This is a genomic window from Acinetobacter sp. WCHAc060025 (assembly GCF_004209355.1).
In the GTDB taxonomy this organism is placed as follows: domain Bacteria; phylum Pseudomonadota; class Gammaproteobacteria; order Pseudomonadales; family Moraxellaceae; genus Acinetobacter; species Acinetobacter wuhouensis.
Genome location: NZ_SGSX01000010.1, coordinates 129,622 through 146,948, shown reverse-complemented (window position 1 = coordinate 146,948; position 17,327 = coordinate 129,622). Strand labels below are relative to the sequence as shown.

Genomic DNA, 17,327 nt, shown 5'->3' with positions numbered 1-17,327 from the left:
ATGAGATGGAATTCTTAAAAAGCCAAAAAGTGAAATCAGGCGTGATGCTGATTGAGCTGAATCGCCCTGAAAAGCGCAACGCTTTGAATAATGCCACATTACAAGAACTTGTGACTTTACTGAAAAGTGTGGATGCAGATTCAAACATTAAAACCGTGGTAATTACCGGCAATGAAAGCTGTTTCGCTGCGGGTGCAGATTTAAATGAACTTGCAGCCTTGGATGTGGTGTCAATTCAACAAGATCAACGTCCATTGTTATGGAAACAGATTGATGAGTTTTCCAAACCGATTATTGTGGCAGTCAATGGCTTTGCCTTTGGCGCAGGCTTTGAGTTGGCTTTACATGGTGACATCGTACTGACAGGTGAAAATGCACAATTTGCTTTACCTGAAATTGGTTTGGGGATGTTGCCGGGTGCAGGTGGCACACAGCGTTTAGCACGTTTGGTGGGACAACAACTCACTATGCGTTGGGCGATGACAGGTGAGCGAATTTCAGCACAGACCGCATTGCAACATGGCATCACAAGTCAAATTTGCCCGACCCAATTAACTGTGCAATATGCGATTGAACTTGCAGAAAAAATTGCCAAGCAAGCACCACTTGCGATCCGTGTGATTAAACAATCTTTGAAATCAATTCATGAAGTGACTTTAAGCCAAGGCTTGAAGCAAGAACGTCAGCATTTTGTTTGGCTTGCAGCGACCCAAGATCGCCAAGAAGGCATCAATGCATTTTTAGAAAAAAGACAACCAAATTTTAGAGGTGTGTGATGGATTACCAAACAATTATTGCAGAAGAAAAAAATGCAGTCGGTTATTTAACGTTTAACCGTCCAAAACAGCTCAATAGCTTTAATGAAACAATGCATCAGGAAGTGTCACAAACCTTAAAAGCATGGGCTAAAGATTCGAATATCCGTGCAGTGGTGATCTCTGCGGAAGGTCGTGGTTTTTGTGCAGGGCAAGATTTGGGTGACCGTGTGGTTGATCCAAATGCGGATGCACCTGATTTGGGTCTTTCAATTGAAAAATATTATAACCCATTGATTAAATTGATTACGGAAATGCCAAAACCTGTGATTTGTGCAGTAAATGGTGTGGCAGCAGGTGCAGGGGCTAATATTGCTTTAGCATGTGATGTGGTGATTGCAGCGCAATCGGCTTCATTTATCCAAGCATTCTGTCGTTTAGGTTTAGTGCCTGACTCAGGTGGTACATGGTTCTTGCCACGTTTGGTTGGTCGTGCACAAGCGATGGGACTTGCGATGTTGGGCGATAAAATCCCTGCTGAAAAAGCGGTGCAATTGGGCATGATTTGGCAATGTGTTGCAGATGAAGAGTTGAAGGCTGAAGCTGCAAAAATGGCGGAACATTTGGCAACCCAACCGACTTATGGTTTGTCATTGATCAAAAAAGCCATCAATGCCGCAGCAGACAATAATTTGGATGAACAACTGATTTTAGAACGTGATTTACAACGTTTGGCAGGGCGTTCAAGTGACTATAAAGAAGGCGTACAAGCATTTATGCAAAAACGTACTCCTGAATTTAGAGGATGCTGATCATGCAAAATCTCAATTTACAGCAAGCAAAAGTCGCTGTGATTGGTGCAGGGACAATGGGAATGGGTATTACCCAACTCGCAGCCATGCACGGTCATGCAACTTATGTATTTGATTTGGATATTGAAAAAGCCAATGCTGCATTTGCACAATTAAAAGTACAACTTGAAAAACGTGTGCAATTGGGAAAAATGACCCAAGCCGTGGTTGATTCTACACTTGGCAATATTCAAATCGTTGCAGAGCTTCAACAGCTTTCGGTTGCAGATTTGATCGTTGAAGCTGTAGTGGAAAAGAAAGAAGTTAAACAAAGTTTATTCAAACAGCTTGCAGAGATATGTTCAGAACAGACTATTTTTGCTTCAAATACGTCTTCGATTTCAATCATCGCAATTGCTTCAGTGATTCCACATCCTGAGCGTGTAGTAGGTTTGCACTTCTTTAACCCTGCACCTGTGATGAAATTGGTGGAAATTATTCGTGGTTTAAAAACATCAGAACAGATTGCACAGTCATTATTTAGCTTGATGCAAGCATGGAAAAAAGTTCCTGTGACAGCAAAATCGACACCGGGTTTTATCGTGAACCGTGTTGCACGTCCTTATTATGCAGAAGCATTTCGTGCATTGCAGGAAAATGTCACCACGCCTGAACAGCTTGATTTTATCTTGCGTGAATGTGGTCATTTTGCCATGGGTCCATGTGAACTGACGGATTTAATTGGGCAAGATGTCAATTTTTCAGTGACACAAAGCGTTTATCAAGAATTTTTCTATGAGCCACGCTATCGTCCATCGTTGATCCAAAAAGAATTGGTTGATGCAGGTTGTTATGGTCGCAAAAGCCAACAAGGTTTTTATGATTATCATCAGACAGAACGTACACCAAGCTATCATTTAGCTGACCTTTCTGCTGTTCAGTCTGCAACATTCAATCTACAGGTTGTTGGTGAATGGGCGCATGACACAGGTCTGATTCAACGCCTGAAAAATGCGGATAATATTCATATTTCCAATGCAATTGCAGATCATGAACAGCTTCGTTTGGACGACATTACCATTCAACTCAGTCAAGGGCAGTCTGTAGACATTGACCATACCCATGAAAAAGTGGTGTTAATGGATTGGCATGCGGATTGGGCAACGGCTAAGGCTGTAGTTTTAACCGCTTCGCCATTATGTAGCACTGCTGATCGTGAAAAAGTCAGCCAACTTTTTGCAACATTAGGCGTGACAAGTATTTGGGTCAAAGATCATCCTGCATTGTTCGTGATGCGTAGCATTGCCCTGTTGGTAAATGAAGGCTGTGAAGCTGTGTTACATGACATTGCCACTGAACAAGATATTGATTCAGCAATGAAATATGGTGTGAATTATCCGCAAGGTCCATTCCAATGGGCGATTCAAATCGGTTATACACAGATTTTAACCACGCTTGAAAATTTATACCGCATCTATGGCGAGGAACGTTATCGTCCAAGCTTGTATTTACGTAAAAAAGTCGCACTGCAATCTATTCATCACGCAGATGAAAAAGCAGAAGCTCAAACATTGAAACAAGCAGGCTAAGGGAGAAGAATAATGGAACAGGTATTTATTTGTGATGCAATTCGTACCCCGATTGGTCGCTATGCAGGTGCGTTGAGCAGCATTCGTGCTGATGATTTGGCAGCGTTGCCAATTGAATATTTAAAACAACAACACCCTGATTTGCCTTGGGAACAGTTGGACGAAGTGATTTTAGGCTGTGCCAATCAAGCAGGCGAAGATAATCGTAATGTGGCACGTATGGCTGCATTATTGGCGGGCTTACCTGATGCTGTTCCTGCAATTACCGTAAATCGTCTATGTGCTTCGGGCTTGGATGCAGTAGGTTTGGCAGCCCGTGCGATCAAATCAGGTGAAGCGCAATTTGTCTTGGCAGGGGGCGTGGAGTCGATGAGTCGTGCGCCATTTGTGCAGTCGAAACCTGAAGCTGCATTTAGCCGTACCCCAAGTATTTATGACACTACGATTGGTTGGCGTTTTATCAATCCAAAATTCAAAGCCAATTTTGGTGTGGATAGCATGCCTGAAACGGCTGAAAATGTGGCTGAAAAATATCAAATCAGTCGTGCAGATCAAGATTTATTTGCATTTAACAGCCAACAAAAAACCGCAAAAGCACAGCAAAGTGGTATTTTTAAAGCAGAAATCTTGCCTGTAAATATTACGGATCGTAAGAAAAATACGGTTCAAGTGACTGAGGATGAACATCCACGTGCAGATACCACACTTGAAGCATTGGCGAAGTTAAAAGCGCCATTTCGTAAAGAAGGCGGTTCGGTGACTGCGGGCAATGCATCGGGTGTCAATGATGGCGCAGCGTGTGTACTTTTAACGAGTGAAAATTTTGCTAAAGACAATGCCTTAGAACCACTTGCCAAAGTGATTGCGATTGCAAGTGCGGGTGTAGAAGCCAAATATATGGGCATCGGTCCTGTACCTGCGGTGCAAAAAGTCTTGAAACTTTCAGGTTTAAGTTTGGATCAAATGGATGTGATTGAGTTGAATGAAGCTTTTGCAGCACAGTCTTTGGCAGTAATGCGTGAGTTAGGTTTAAAAGACGATGATGCACGGGTCAATCCAAACGGCGGTGCAATTGCACTAGGACACCCGCTTGGTATGAGTGGAACACGTTTGGTCATCACTGCCATGCATGAACTCAAACGTCGTCAAGGGAAATACGCACTTTGCACCATGTGTGTCGGTGTTGGGCAAGGTGTAGCGCTGATTTTGGAAAATGTCGCTTAAGCTTTTTTATGGATTAAAAGTTAAGACACAACAGGATTGTAAATGACAGCCAAAGGATGGCTGTTCAAGGAGAAATAAGATGAATAATAATGCTTTGGAACAAATCGAAACTGCATCTATTGATGAATTACGCAGTGTGCAATTACAACGTCTGAAAAAGACTTTGCAACATGCTTATGACAACAGTAGCGTGTATAAAAAGAAATTTGATGATGCAGGTGTGCATCCTGATGATTTAAAAAGCTTGGAAGATTTAGCCAAATTTCCATTTACCACCAAAAAAGATTTACGTGATAATTATCCTTTTGGCATGTTTGCTGTGCCACAAGAGCAGATTGTCCGTGTCCATGCTTCATCGGGTACCACAGGTCAACCAACGGTGGTGGGTTATACCCAAAATGATATTAACATTTGGGCGGATGTGGTCGCACGTTCACTCCGTGCCGCAGGATTAAGCAATAAAGATACCATTCAAGTGTCTTATGGTTATGGCTTATTTACAGGTGGTTTGGGTGCGCATTATGGTGTTGAACGTTTAGGCGCAACCGTGATTCCGATGTCAGGTGGGCAAACCGATAAACAAGCGCAATTAATCAATGATTTTAAACCAACTGCGTTGATGGTCACGCCATCCTACTGTCTAAATATCATTGAAGCCTTAGAGAAAAAATTTGGTACGGCAAAATGTTCAATCAAAACAGGCGTATTTGGTGCTGAACCGTGGACCAATGAAATGCGTAAAGAGATTGAAGATCGTTTCGGTATCAATGCATTGGACATTTACGGTTTATCGGAAGTGATGGGACCGGGGGTGGCGATGGAATGTCTTGAAAGTAAAGATGGTCCAACCATTTGGGAAGATCATTTTTATCCTGAAATCATCAACCCTGAAACAGGTGAAGTATTGGCAGATGGTGAGTTAGGTGAATTAGTATTCACCACCATTACCAAAGAAGGTATGCCTGTCATTCGTTATCGTACCCGTGACTTAACCCGACTATTGGCAGGAACTGCACGTCCAATGCGCCGTCTGGATAAAATTGTCGGTCGCAGTGATGATATGATGATTATTCGTGGGGTAAATGTGTTCCCAACGCAGATCGAAGAACAAATTTTACATATTCCGCAACTTTTGCCGAATTATGAAATTCAAATTTGTAAGCAAGGTCATTTAGATACATTGCATATTCGTACTGAAATGCGTCAAGATATTCATCCTGATTTAACCCAACAATTGGCGACACAACTGAAAAGTCAGATCAAAACCATGGTGGGAATTTCAGTCAGCGTTGAAATTCTACAGGAAGGCACATTGCCACGTTCAGAAGGCAAAGCACAACGTGTATTTGACATTCGACATGTTGTTCAGGAACACTGTAAGTCTGCTTAGTGGATACGCTGATGCTGCATAGAATGGGTTGAAAAATATAAGGTAATAGTGAAACGATATGAATCCAAAACTCAAACAGGCAATTGATGATTTTATTGGCAAAGAAGCGCTGAGTGGCACGTCTTTGATCATGACGGTATTTGGTGATTGCGTTTATCATCATGGTGGAATTATCAGCCTTGCAAGTCTGATTCAATTGATGGATGTGTTTGGATTCAATGAACGTTCGGTGCGGACTGCGGTGTTTCGTTTGGTGCAAAATGGTTGGTTGGTGTCCGAGAAAATCGGGCGCACCAGCTACTATCGAGTGACTGAAACGAGTCGACAGCGCTTTGTACAAGCCGATGCTAAAATTTATAATTTCAACCATATCGAATGGGATCAAAAATGGGATTTGGTACTGCTCAGTTCGGTTGATCTTGAAAATAAATTGGTGTTAAAGAAAGAGTTGGAATGGTTAGGTTTTGCCAATATCGCAAGTAATGTGATGGCATATCCGGGCTGTGATCATTTAAAACTGCAAAATTTATTGCTCAATCTGAAAATGACCGATCAAGTGGTGATTTTCAAAGCTGAAACACTACAACTTTGGCAAGAATCTTATCCAACAGTTAAACGGATGGTGGAAACCAATTGGTCAGTGGCAGAGTTACATGCCCGTTATGATAAATTTATCAAAGACTTCCGTGAGTTTATGAATATTGTTGAAAATGCCGATGATTTAGATGCAGTTCAGGCGTTTCAAATTCGGATTTTATTGATTCATCAATATCGCCGTATTTTACTCAAAGACCCTGATTTGCCATCGGAATTATTACCTTCCAATTGGTTGTCGTTAAATGCCCGTAATTTGAGCAGTAATTTGTATCAATTGGTGGTGTCGAGCGGTGAAGAATTCTTTATGGAGTTTGCACGAACTTCTGAAGGGGCAATGCCACCACTGCATCCGCAATTTTATAAACGTTTTGGTGGTTTAAAACAGGAAGAGTTAGCTGTTTGATTTTATAAAATGGTTTATCACAAATATATAGTTTTATATTGGCTTCTTGCGTTATTCAAAAAAATATCGGGAGTCCCTTCTCCCTTTGGGAGAAGGTTAGGATGAGGGTTCATAAATAAAAACCTCTCCCTAACCCTCTCCTAAAAGGAGAGGGAACATTTCAATATTGATCTAAATCTTACCGAAACTAACTTTCGCAAGAAGTCTATTGATTTCACTATAAATGATGCTATTGCATTAAGTGATATAGATGTTGCTGTTGAGTGAGAAGTTTATATTTTCAGAATGATATGACATATATAAAACTCAAGATAAATTATTTATATTTTCACAATGTTATTATTTTTTAAAGGACTAAAATATGACCTGTTATGCTATTGATGGTGTGATTCCTGTCGTCAGCCCCAAAGCCTATGTACATCCGACAGCGGTGTTAATTGGTGATGTGATCATCGAAGAAGGCGTATATATCGGACCTTTTGCATCCTTACGTGCTGATTTTGGTGGCATTCACATCAAAAAAAATGCCAATGTACAGGATAATTGCGTGATTCACGGATTTCCAAATAGCGTGACTGTTGTCGAAGAATACGGACATATCGGACATGCTGCGATTTTACATGGCTGTCAAATTGGCAAAAATGTTTTAGTGGGGATGAACAGCGTGATTTTAGATTATGCTGAAATTGGCGAAAATACGATTATTGGGGCGAATAGTACCGTCAAAGCCAAAGCGATCATTCCTGCCAATGTTTTGGCTTTGGGCAGTCCTGCAAAAGTGATTCGTGATTTGGAAGCCAAAGAAATTGCGTGGAAAAGCAAAGGGACTGAGGAATATATCCACTTGGCACAGCGTTGTTTAAATACATTGCAGGAAGTCGAACCCCATACAGAAGTTCAAACAGGGCGTTTGACGCATGAAGTTTTTGGTGGGCAGCATCAGACAAAAAATAACTGAATTAAAAATTATTTGTACAGTTCATCGCCATTATTCAAGTTGATGAAGACTGGTTCTTGTACTGCTAAACAGATCTGAAATCATCAATAAAATGGTTTGATTCTTAAGCGACGTATTTTGTCGTATCATTCGTTGGTATAACTATAACTTCCTATTATTCTGATTATACTGCTGTGAATACATTATAATTTTGAATAAAAATGGAACAGCTTAATCCTTCAGACTTAAAAGCAATATTACATTCTAAACGTGCCAATATTTACTATCTTGAGCACGCCCGTGTCATGCAAAAAGATGGTCGGGTACTGTATCTGACCGAAGCTAAAAATGAAAATCAATACTGGAATATTCCCATTGCCAATACTACGGTAGTGATGCTTGGCACAGGTACGTCCATCACACAGGCAGCTATGCGTATGCTTGCGAGTGCAGGCGTATTGGTCGGTTTTTGTGGCGGTGGCGGAACGCCATTGTTTATGGGCTGTGAAATCGAATGGATGACACCACAAAGTGAGTATCGCCCAACGGAGTATATGCAGGGATGGATGCAGTTCTGGTTTGATGATACGAAACGCTTAGAGGTCGCAAAACAGTTCCAACTTGCACGTATCGAATTTATCCGAAAAATTTGGGACAAAGATCGGGATTTAAAAGCCGAAGGTTTTTATTTAGATGATCTGGATATTCAAAATGCATTAAATGGCTTTGAAAAGGAAATTCCAAATTTAAATAAAGTCGGTGATTTATTACTTGCCGAAGCTGTAACCACCAAACAACTGTATAAAATCGCGGCAAAACGTACAGGTTCTAAAGATTTTAGCCGTAATCCTGAACAGGGTGATTTAGCTAATGATTTTCTTAATCATGGCAATTATTTAGCCTATGGACTCGCTGCAACCACGCTTTGGGTATTAGGCATTCCACATGGTTTTGCGGTGATGCATGGTAAAACCCGTCGTGGTGCTTTGGTTTTTGATGTGGCGGATTTAATTAAGGATGCCGTGGTTCTGCCCTATGCATTTATTTGTGCCAAAGAAAAGATGTCTGAGCAAGAGTTTCGTCAGCAGGTATTGCAGAAATTTACCGAGCATCGCGCAGCTTAGAAATAAAAAATACTGACTTGGGGAAAGTAATATATGTTCACTGCCATGTAGGCAGCTTAGAAATTGCTCAACAAACTCCTGAACAACTGTTGTGTGTTCACTGCCATATAGGCAGCTTAGAAATCAACAGTTTCAAGAAATGCATTTTCTTTTCAGTTCACTGCCATGTAGGCAGCTTAGAAAACACTGGAAGAAAAAAGAATAATGGAACGAATGTTCACTGCCATGTAGGCAGCTTAGAAATGATAAGAAAATTATTGGGAAGATGACGAAGTGTTCACTGCCATGTAGGCAGCTTAGAAAAACTAAATGAAAATCCGCCCGCCATTTACGCTGTTCACTCCCATGTAGGCAGCTTAGAAAAACTAAATGAAAATCCGCCCGCCATTTACGCTGTTCACTCCCATGTAGGCAGCTTAGAAAATTGTGGTAAGTTCCACGAAATACAGGTGTAGGTTCACTGCCATATAGGCAGCTTAGAAAAACCACTACAAATTGAGCATCCAGAAAAAAATCAGGACAAAAATCGTCATATGCAAAATTTGAATCGGAGCAAAAACTAAAGCAAAACGTGTTCCACCTGTAAGGAGAGCATTGACCGATTTTGCAATTGCGTGTGCGCCCAAACCAAGTCCAAATGCCCAAGCCAAAACTGAATTACTAGGCTCGCCTTGAATCACAATTGTTGAAAGCGCGCCATGAATTTCAAACAAAGATGCCAAAAGCGTTCCCGCAATTAACCCAGCATCACCAAGAATAACATTCAGCCCATAGACACCCGCTTGAATCACCGTTAACGAAATAACAATAATCGCAGCCTCTTTTAAACTAAACATCCGACTGTCTGACTGTTGAACACTTTCTAAAGTTTGAGAACTACGCATGAACCATACCGAGAAAATGCTCAAAATCAACATGGCAATAAGGCTTGGAAGAAGAATGACTTTAAACCACGACAAACTTATCCCAATGACAATAATCAAAAGTTGTAAAATTGTCGCCACACAAGACATCAATGCCGCACCAGCATTGGCTTTCGCATCAGCACGACCATTACGAACCTCTAAACCTAAACTTGCAATCGTTGCAGTACTGGAAACAAAGCCGGAAGCCAAAGAGGAAAGCATCATGGCATTTTTTGAGGACAATAAACGCTTGGCAATATGTGCAAGCGCTTGAACAGTCAAAATTAAAGTGAGTAATTTTAAAATGACATAAGGATTGAGCACTGAACCCCAAAACGGTTTATTTGGAGTTAAAGGTAACGCAATTAAAAGCAAAGCCAGTAAAAAAATACCATCCCTAAATTCTGCCTCAGTAATCCATTTCCCCGCAATCCCATGCATAGAATGCTTGGTCATGAGCAAAATCGTTAAAATAACGGATAAACCTGCTGCATAGGAAATATTCCACAGACACATTGCCCCGATAAAATAAGTCAAAACAAACGCAATTTCAGTGGTAACCCCAGGATCATCAATCTGATTTTTCAGTGAATATATTGCAATGCCTGTCACAGCGAGTGCGCCAATAATGCCGAAATAGGGACCAAAAATAAAACAAACCGCGCCCAATAGCGCACAAATTGCAAAAGAACGTAAACCTGCAAAACTATGCTGATTTTCACGTTGTTTACTGCGTTCACGCTCTAAACCAATCAAAAGTCCACAACCCAAAGCCGCAGCAATGATCGTCAAAAAATCTGTATAAGAATTAAGAGATAACGGATTTAATGATATAAAATTCATAGCTCTCCCCAAATAAAACCATGAATTAATTAAGTCTTTTAAATGTATAACAAAGTTCATAAAAACATAAGCTATTTTTGAGTTTATTCAAAAGATGAAAGGAACAATAAAAATTCAAGTGATATAAAAGCTAATTTTGCTATAGTAGTTCTAGTTTTGGGGATAGATAACAATGCAATTTAATTTTGAAATCGATACAGCTTGGTGTTTAGAACAATTATTAAAAGATGAGCGTATCACCGAACGTGAAAAGTTATTGATTCAAACTACACACCGTCAGCGTGAACAGTTGAAATGGCATCCATTGCAATGGATTGCGCATTTTAAATTGCCTGATGCCAAAGATCCAATCAAACGATTAACACTCACAGCACTGAGCGAATGGTTAGCCGAAAAAGCCCAGATCAATTTATTTACCATAGATCCATTAAAAGCAGATGTGACTTCATTGACCAGTGTGATGTCGCAAGAGTTTGCATTGAGAAATAAAATTCTCGCCGTGGAGGTGAGTGCGGATAAGATTCTGATTGGTACAGCACAACCATTTACCACCGATTGGATACATAACTTAGAACGTAGTTTAAGCCCGAAGAAAATTGAAAAAGTTTTACTCAATCCTGAACAGTTACAGCGTTATTTGGTTGAATATTATCAAGTCAGTCGTGCGGTGAATAATTCACAAAAGTCAGGAGCTTATGATAAGGAAAATAAAGGTGTAGAAGCACTTTTACAATTGGGCGATACGCAAAATCCAGATGCCAATGATCAACACATTGTCAAACTCGTCGATTGGGTTCTACAGTTCGCTTTTGAACAGGGTGCAAGTGATATTCATCTTGAACCACGTAAAGAAAAAGGAAAAATCCGTTTCCGTATCGATGGGGTGTTGCATACGATTTACAACATGCCTGCCAATACACTGACTGCGGTGATTTCCCGAATTAAAATTTTAGGTCGGATGAATGTTGCAGAAAAACGTAAACCGCAAGATGGTCGTTTAAAAACGCGTACACCAAAAGGGCAAGAAACAGAACTGCGTTTATCGACATTGCCGACAGCCTTTGGTGAAAAGTTGGTGATGCGTATTTTTGACCCAGAAGTGCTGGTACGTAGTTTCCAACAATTAGGTTTTGATGAACATTTATTATCACAGTGGCAGGCACTGACACAACATAGTCATGGCATTATTCTGGTGACAGGTCCAACAGGATCGGGTAAAACCACCACGCTTTATTCGTCGCTCAAGCAATTAGCGACTGAAGAAGTCAATGTCTGTACCATCGAAGACCCGATTGAAATGTTAGAACCAAGCTTTAACCAAATGCAGGTGAATCAAGGCATTGATCTCGGTTTTGCCGATGGTATTCGTGCGTTGATGCGTCAAGATCCTGACATTATCATGGTCGGGGAAATCCGTGACCAAGACACTGCCAATATGGCGATTCAAGCGGCATTGACAGGTCACTTAGTACTATCCACTTTACACACCAATGATGCGCCCTCAAGTTTGACGCGTTTACATGATTTGGGCGTTCAGCCATTTTTAACAGCTGCAACCATTCTAGGCGTTTTGGCGCAACGACTCGTGCGTAGACTGTGCCCAAGTTGTAAACAAGAAACCTTTATTAATGAGCAAGAATGGAAACATCTGACTTTCGGTTATCAGACCAAAATGCCTAATTTTGTCTATAAAGCTGTAGGCTGTGAAGAATGTCGTCATACAGGTTATAAAGGGCGTGTTGGGATTTATGAATTTATGCCAATCAGTCTTGAAGCCAAACAAAAGATCAGTGCTAATGCCAATTTGGATGATTTAAGACAGCAAGCGAAGCAAGAAGGGATTGAACCGTTACGAATTTCAGGGGCACGTAAAGTTTTAGAAGGCGTGACGACTTTAGAAGAAGTGTTAAGAGTAGTACCTTTGAATTAGTTTTTAAATGAGCTGCTAAGATTTACGTTTAAAAATGGAAATTAAAATTTGCATTTAAAATTGAAAATGAAGAATTCCTAAGATTCACCTCATGTTGATTTGTTTAAATAGCTTTATCGAAATAACAAACAGCAATGAGGTAAGAAGATGAACTCAATTTCTAAAACAATTTTAGTGGCAGGTTTAATTGGTACAGCGACATTTGCAGTTGCAAATACAGCGGTCAACCAATCAGCATTGACACCGAGCTTAACCACGGTAAAACAAGCTTTGACGTTCAAAGATGATACCAAGGTACAACTGCGTGGTCATGTTGTAAAAGCGACTGGTGATGAAAAATATCAATTCCGTGACAGCACAGGTACGATCACTGTCGATATTGATGATGAATTATGGCAAGGCAAACCGATTGCGCCAAATACAACAGTTACGTTGATTGGTGAAGTAGACATCGACTACAAACCAACCAAGCGTGTTGAAATAGATGTGGATGCTGTTCAGTTTTAATTCATTCACAGCCGATTGATTCAGTCGCAAGATTGATTTAAAGCGTCTGTAAACTAAAACCACATGTAGATACATGTGGTTTTTTCGCTTTAGCCAAAGCATTCAACAAGTTCCTACAGATTTATTTTGTAATTTATTTTATAAAAGACAGAGATTCCCTGATTCATTAACCCATTAAATAGGTGCTTTATGCGTATCTTGCTTGCAGAAGACGATAGCTCACAGGCTGAAAGCATTAAATCTTGGTTGGAAATGGATGGTTATAATGTTGATTGGGTTGAACGTGGTGATCACGCTATTTTAGCTATCGAACAGCATCAGTATGATTGTGTGCTTTTAGATCGTGGTCTGCCTAAAGCGACTGGCGATGAAATTCTACAGCGACTTAAAAAGCTTTATCCAGATACACCTGTGATTTTTCTCACAGCAAGAGATACCATTCAAGATCGTGTCCAAGGTTTGGATTTGGGTGCAAATGATTATTTGGTCAAGCCCTTTAGCCTTGAAGAATTATCAGCCCGTGTCCGCGCTCAACTGAGACAGTCGCAGTCGAGTAATGTCAATGAAATCAAATATGCCAATTTGGTACTAGATCCCCAAGCAAAAACGGTTTTCCAAGATCAGCAAGCGGTGGCTTTAACAGCAAAAGAATTTCAAATTTTGTATAAATTGATGCAAAAACCTGAACATGTGGTGACGCGTGAGCAGTTAGAAGAATCTTTATATGCTTGGGGCGATGAAATAGAAAGTAATGCCATAGAAGTGTATATCTATCAATTACGGAAAAAAATCGGTAGCCATTTGATTAAGACCTTACGTGGCTTAGGTTATCGAATGAATCAGAATACGACACAAGATTGAATCTGTTCAGCACCTTGAACCATAAATTCATCCACAACTCATTTTGATATTTAAAAAGGCAACAATGACCCAAGCAATTTCGCTCCGAAAAAGACTGATAAAAACATCTATGCTCAGTTCGATTGTGGCAGGGTTGCTTGCGTTATTGCTTTTGGTGGGGATTTCGATTTATCACACCATGAAAGTCCAAGATCAAATCATGGATGAAGTTGCAGATATGCTGTTGAAGTCTGATCTCAGCCAAAACTCAGGTTCACAACTGGATGAATTGAGTGATGAGTTTGATATCCAATATCAACTGGTGAATGGACAACAGTTACTAACAGATTCAACTGAGTCTGCCGCAGATGAAATTGATACCGAAAAAAAGCATGTAGCACAGAAACGAATGATCACAGACTTACAAAATGGCTATGACATTGTATGGATTGATCAACGTTTGCAACGAAGTTACCAAGCATCAGATGATGACTCAAAATTAATGGTGAACATGCTACAACCGCTCAGTGTACGCTTTAAAGATCTCTCTCAGAGTTTCTTCACTTATCTTGCAGTATTGTTAGGTTTATGGGCTGTGCAATGGGGCGTTTTGCATTTTTCAGTTAAGAAACAATTCAAGTCGATTCAGCAACTTTCCAATGAAATTGCAGGAAAAAATGCCCAAGATTTATCGACCATTCAGCAACCGCAACCAGAGTTTCAAGAGTTGCAACCGATGGTCAATCAGCTCAATCAGATGTTAACTCGTTTAGATCAAGCACTCAGCAATGAGCAACGATTTACTGCGGATGCTTCGCATGAGTTACGTTCACCACTCTCTGCGATTCAAATGCGCTTGCAAGTGCTAAAACGTAAATATCAAGATTTACCTGAGTTACAACCGTATTTAGACAATATCCAACAAGACGTTCATCGTGGTACACAAGTACTCGAAAATTTATTACTTTTGGCACGTTTAGATCCAAGTGATGACAGTGAATTAACCAAAACGTGTTTGGATTTGGAAGCAATCACGCAAGAGGTTTTACAGACTTTAGCGTCGCAATTACGTGAAAAACAGATTCAGCTTCACATTGAAAATGAACAAGTAAAAGTATATGGCAATGAGGAACTACTCTTCATCTGCATCCGTAATTTAATCGACAATGCGATTCGTTATACGCCTCCGCAGGGAAATATTTACATCCATCTTGGATATTTAAACAACTGGGAAGTATTTGAAATTGAAAATGATGGAGAGGGTATTCCCCCAGACATTTTAAAACATTTAGGAGAGCGCTTTTATCGGGCTTTGGGTACAAAAACGCAAGGTTCAGGTTTGGGATTATCCATTTGTAAAAAAGTTGCTGAGTTGCACCGTGGACAGATGCATATTGAAGCTTCGGAGCATGGAGGTTTAAAAGTGAGTCTTTATCTTCATTAGTTTTTAAGGTTTTTATTCGATTTATCCAACGGTTAGTGTTTTTTGATCAGTATTTTAAAAAATGGTGAGTCTTGGAGGAGAATATTTGAAATGTATTAATACTTAAAAAAGCAGCATGCGCTGATTCATACTGCTTGTTCCCACGTTTTTTGTTTTAATTAAAATTCTTATAATTATTTGGTCAATATCAGACGATTGTTACGTGTTAAACGTAAACGATATTCTTCTCCTGCATGCATGATGCGAATTTCACGACCAAGTGCGAATAAATTGTTTGAATGTAACATCGGTAATGATTGGTGAGCTTCAGTATTACGAGTGAATAGGCTAAATGGTGCGTTCATTATTGTGACTCCATGTGGGGTGCTGTCTAAGTGATTTAAATGATAATCATTATCGAATATCTCTGTCAACGATAATTTTTATCATTTATAAATTTTCTATAATTGCTTACAATTCTATAAAATTTCAGGGATTCGTTTAGATGTCTAAACCCAGTGTTCATGTGGCAATTGCCTTATTATTTCACCGTGGAAAAGTTTTGGTTGGATGGCGCAATGCAGATCAGCATCAGGGCAATAAATATGAATTCCCTGGCGGTAAAGTTGAAGCTGGGGAAACACCTGGTGAAGCATGTCGTCGTGAGATTTTTGAGGAAGTGGGAATCGGCATCAAACAATGGCATGTGTTTGATGTGATTCATCATGAATATGATGATATAGAAGTATATTTACACTTGTTTCATGCACAAGTTCCTGAGAAATATCTCAATGATATTCAAAAGCCGTGGACGTGGTATCGTCGTGATCAATTACTAGAACTGAATTTTCCTAAAGCCAATCAAGCGATTGTTCAGCGTTTAGTTTGGGCGCAACAGATTAAGATTTCAGCTGAGATTGATACACTTGTTGAAACTACTGGTGCTGATTTGAATCACAAACTTTTTTATTTCCGAACTGAGGCAGATCAGACTGCAATTGATCAAATTCAACAATTAGATGATATAGCTTTGTCTAAATTGATTGTCAATGTGGATTTGTGGGAACAATTATCTGAACAGATTCAGAAAAAGGTTTCAGCAATTCATTTCAAACATGATCAATTGATGGCGCAAATGGCAGGGCAATTACCCACAGGGATTCGATGTATCGCCGCGTGTCATGATTTAGTTTCTTTACAAAAAGCACAGGTGCTTGGCTACGATGCTGTGATTTTAAGCCCTGTTTTAGCTACTGAATCGCACCCTGAAGCACATGGTCTGGGATGGAATACATTTGCAAGCTATGTAGAAAGTATAGATATTCCTGTTTTTGCATTAGGCGGTTTGAAGCCGAATGATTTAGAGATCGCACAGCAACATGGTGCTTATGGTGTTGCAGGGATTCGTAATTTTTAATCGTGTTATGGAAGCATGAGGAATATTGAAAAATTGATATTACAAACTTTGTAAATGTCTTAATGCTTCTGCAATGATTTGTTGATTTTTCTGCTGTTGTGCAGATTGTAGAATAACATTCCAGAACACTTTCTTTTGCGTGGTGCTTTGTGCATAACTGAGTCCACGGCGTGCTAAAGATTCAGCATTGGCATATTGCTTCTTTTGATTGGCGATACGCGCCAAATACGCAAATACATCGGCTGATTGGGGTGCAAGACGTTGTGCATTGAGTGCGAAGCGTTCAGCCTCATCCCATTGACCTTTCTGAAATGCAGATTGAGTTTGTTGCAAAAGCTGTTGAACAGCAGGAATATTTTTCCCATCATCAAATGTTTGGTTTTGAACTTTTTGTTGCGGAATAATCACTGGAGCTTGTTCACGTTTTATTTCAGGACGTTCATAAGGGGTGATTTTCACACCATCAGGTGTCGGAACACCTTGTTTGTGAGGGGTGGTTTGTTGTTTCTCTATCGGCTTTTTAGGATGGTTGCTTTGTTCGGGAACAGTTTGGCAGCCAGTCACCATGAATATCGTCAATAACGTGGTGACATAACCAATCTTAGGCATACGAGCGGTATAACTTTTCATATCAACAACCATCCAAAAATCA

General features: G+C 40.1%; 16 protein-coding genes and 1 CRISPR repeat array. Of the genes, 13 read left to right on the top strand and 3 right to left on the bottom strand.

Annotated elements, in window-relative coordinates:
* Positions 1-5: 5 nt before the first annotated feature.
* The 8 genes from EXE09_RS10330 (at position 6) to cas1f (ending at position 8,810) form a co-directional block, all read left to right on the top strand.
* Positions 6-776 (top strand): enoyl-CoA hydratase-related protein, encoded by a 771-nt coding sequence (locus EXE09_RS10330; RefSeq protein WP_130117213.1) that lies wholly within the window; start codon positions 6-8, stop codon positions 774-776.
* A complete protein-coding gene (paaG, locus tag EXE09_RS10325) occupies positions 776-1,567 on the top strand; it encodes a 2-(1,2-epoxy-1,2-dihydrophenyl)acetyl-CoA isomerase PaaG (protein ID WP_130117212.1) in 792 nt (263 codons plus the stop codon). Before EXE09_RS10330 ends, paaG begins: the two co-directional genes overlap by 1 nt.
* Positions 1,568-1,569: 2 nt before the next feature.
* A complete protein-coding gene (locus EXE09_RS10320; protein WP_130117211.1) occupies positions 1,570-3,135 on the top strand; it encodes a 3-hydroxyacyl-CoA dehydrogenase in 1,566 nt (521 codons plus the stop codon).
* 12 nt (positions 3,136-3,147) lie between these two features.
* Positions 3,148-4,359, top strand: a complete 1,212-nt coding sequence (gene pcaF / locus EXE09_RS10315; RefSeq protein ID WP_130117210.1) for a 3-oxoadipyl-CoA thiolase — start codon at positions 3,148-3,150, stop codon at positions 4,357-4,359.
* Between the two features lie 79 nt (positions 4,360-4,438).
* Complete coding sequence (gene paaK, locus EXE09_RS10310; protein ID WP_130117209.1) at positions 4,439-5,749, top strand: phenylacetate--CoA ligase PaaK; 1,311 nt, start codon at positions 4,439-4,441, stop codon at positions 5,747-5,749.
* Between the two features lie 58 nt (positions 5,750-5,807).
* A complete protein-coding gene (locus tag EXE09_RS10305) occupies positions 5,808-6,749 on the top strand; it encodes a PaaX family transcriptional regulator C-terminal domain-containing protein (protein ID WP_087552548.1) in 942 nt (313 codons plus the stop codon).
* A gap of 361 nt (positions 6,750-7,110) precedes the next feature.
* Positions 7,111-7,707, top strand: a complete 597-nt coding sequence (locus EXE09_RS10300) for a DapH/DapD/GlmU-related protein (protein WP_130117208.1) — start codon at positions 7,111-7,113, stop codon at positions 7,705-7,707.
* 200 nt (positions 7,708-7,907) lie between these two features.
* A complete protein-coding gene (gene cas1f / locus EXE09_RS10295; RefSeq protein WP_130117207.1) occupies positions 7,908-8,810 on the top strand; it encodes a type I-F CRISPR-associated endonuclease Cas1f in 903 nt (300 codons plus the stop codon).
* Between the two features lie 35 nt (positions 8,811-8,845).
* A CRISPR array of direct repeats spans positions 8,846-9,293; the repeat unit is 28 nt; unit sequence GTTCACTGCCATGTAGGCAGCTTAGAAA.
* Between the two features lie 5 nt (positions 9,294-9,298).
* Here cas1f and EXE09_RS10290 read toward each other — a convergent pair.
* On the bottom strand, positions 9,299-10,558 hold the full coding sequence (locus EXE09_RS10290; protein ID WP_130117206.1) for an MgtC/SapB family protein: 1,260 nt from the start codon (positions 10,556-10,558) through the stop codon (positions 9,299-9,301).
* Positions 10,559-10,730: 172 nt separating this feature from the next.
* Here EXE09_RS10290 and EXE09_RS10285 point away from each other — a divergent pair, with 172 nt between their 5' ends.
* From EXE09_RS10285 to EXE09_RS10270, 4 genes are all read left to right on the top strand, one after another.
* A complete protein-coding gene (locus EXE09_RS10285; RefSeq protein ID WP_130113433.1) occupies positions 10,731-12,488 on the top strand; it encodes a GspE/PulE family protein in 1,758 nt (585 codons plus the stop codon).
* Positions 12,489-12,635: 147 nt separating this feature from the next.
* A complete protein-coding gene (locus EXE09_RS10280) occupies positions 12,636-12,995 on the top strand; it encodes a NirD/YgiW/YdeI family stress tolerance protein (protein WP_130117205.1) in 360 nt (119 codons plus the stop codon).
* Positions 12,996-13,184: 189 nt separating this feature from the next.
* A complete protein-coding gene (locus EXE09_RS10275) occupies positions 13,185-13,856 on the top strand; it encodes a response regulator transcription factor (RefSeq protein ID WP_087552558.1) in 672 nt (223 codons plus the stop codon).
* Positions 13,857-13,920: 64 nt separating this feature from the next.
* Complete coding sequence (locus EXE09_RS10270; RefSeq protein WP_130117204.1) at positions 13,921-15,279, top strand: sensor histidine kinase; 1,359 nt, start codon at positions 13,921-13,923, stop codon at positions 15,277-15,279.
* A gap of 173 nt (positions 15,280-15,452) precedes the next feature.
* On the opposite strand, the gene hemP is transcribed toward EXE09_RS10270, so the two are convergent.
* The gene (gene hemP / locus EXE09_RS10265) at positions 15,453-15,623 is read right to left on the bottom strand and encodes a hemin uptake protein HemP (protein ID WP_004721884.1); all 171 of its coding nucleotides are present in this window, start codon (positions 15,621-15,623) and stop codon (positions 15,453-15,455) included.
* A gap of 140 nt (positions 15,624-15,763) precedes the next feature.
* Between hemP and EXE09_RS10260 the strand changes: the two genes are divergently transcribed.
* On the top strand, positions 15,764-16,675 hold the full coding sequence (locus tag EXE09_RS10260) for an NUDIX domain-containing protein (RefSeq protein WP_130117203.1): 912 nt from the start codon (positions 15,764-15,766) through the stop codon (positions 16,673-16,675).
* Positions 16,676-16,714: 39 nt separating this feature from the next.
* Here EXE09_RS10260 and EXE09_RS10255 read toward each other — a convergent pair whose 3' ends face one another.
* Positions 16,715-17,284, bottom strand: a complete 570-nt coding sequence (locus EXE09_RS10255) for a tetratricopeptide repeat protein (RefSeq protein WP_130117233.1) — start codon at positions 17,282-17,284, stop codon at positions 16,715-16,717.
* Between the last annotated feature and the right edge of the window lie 43 nt (positions 17,285-17,327).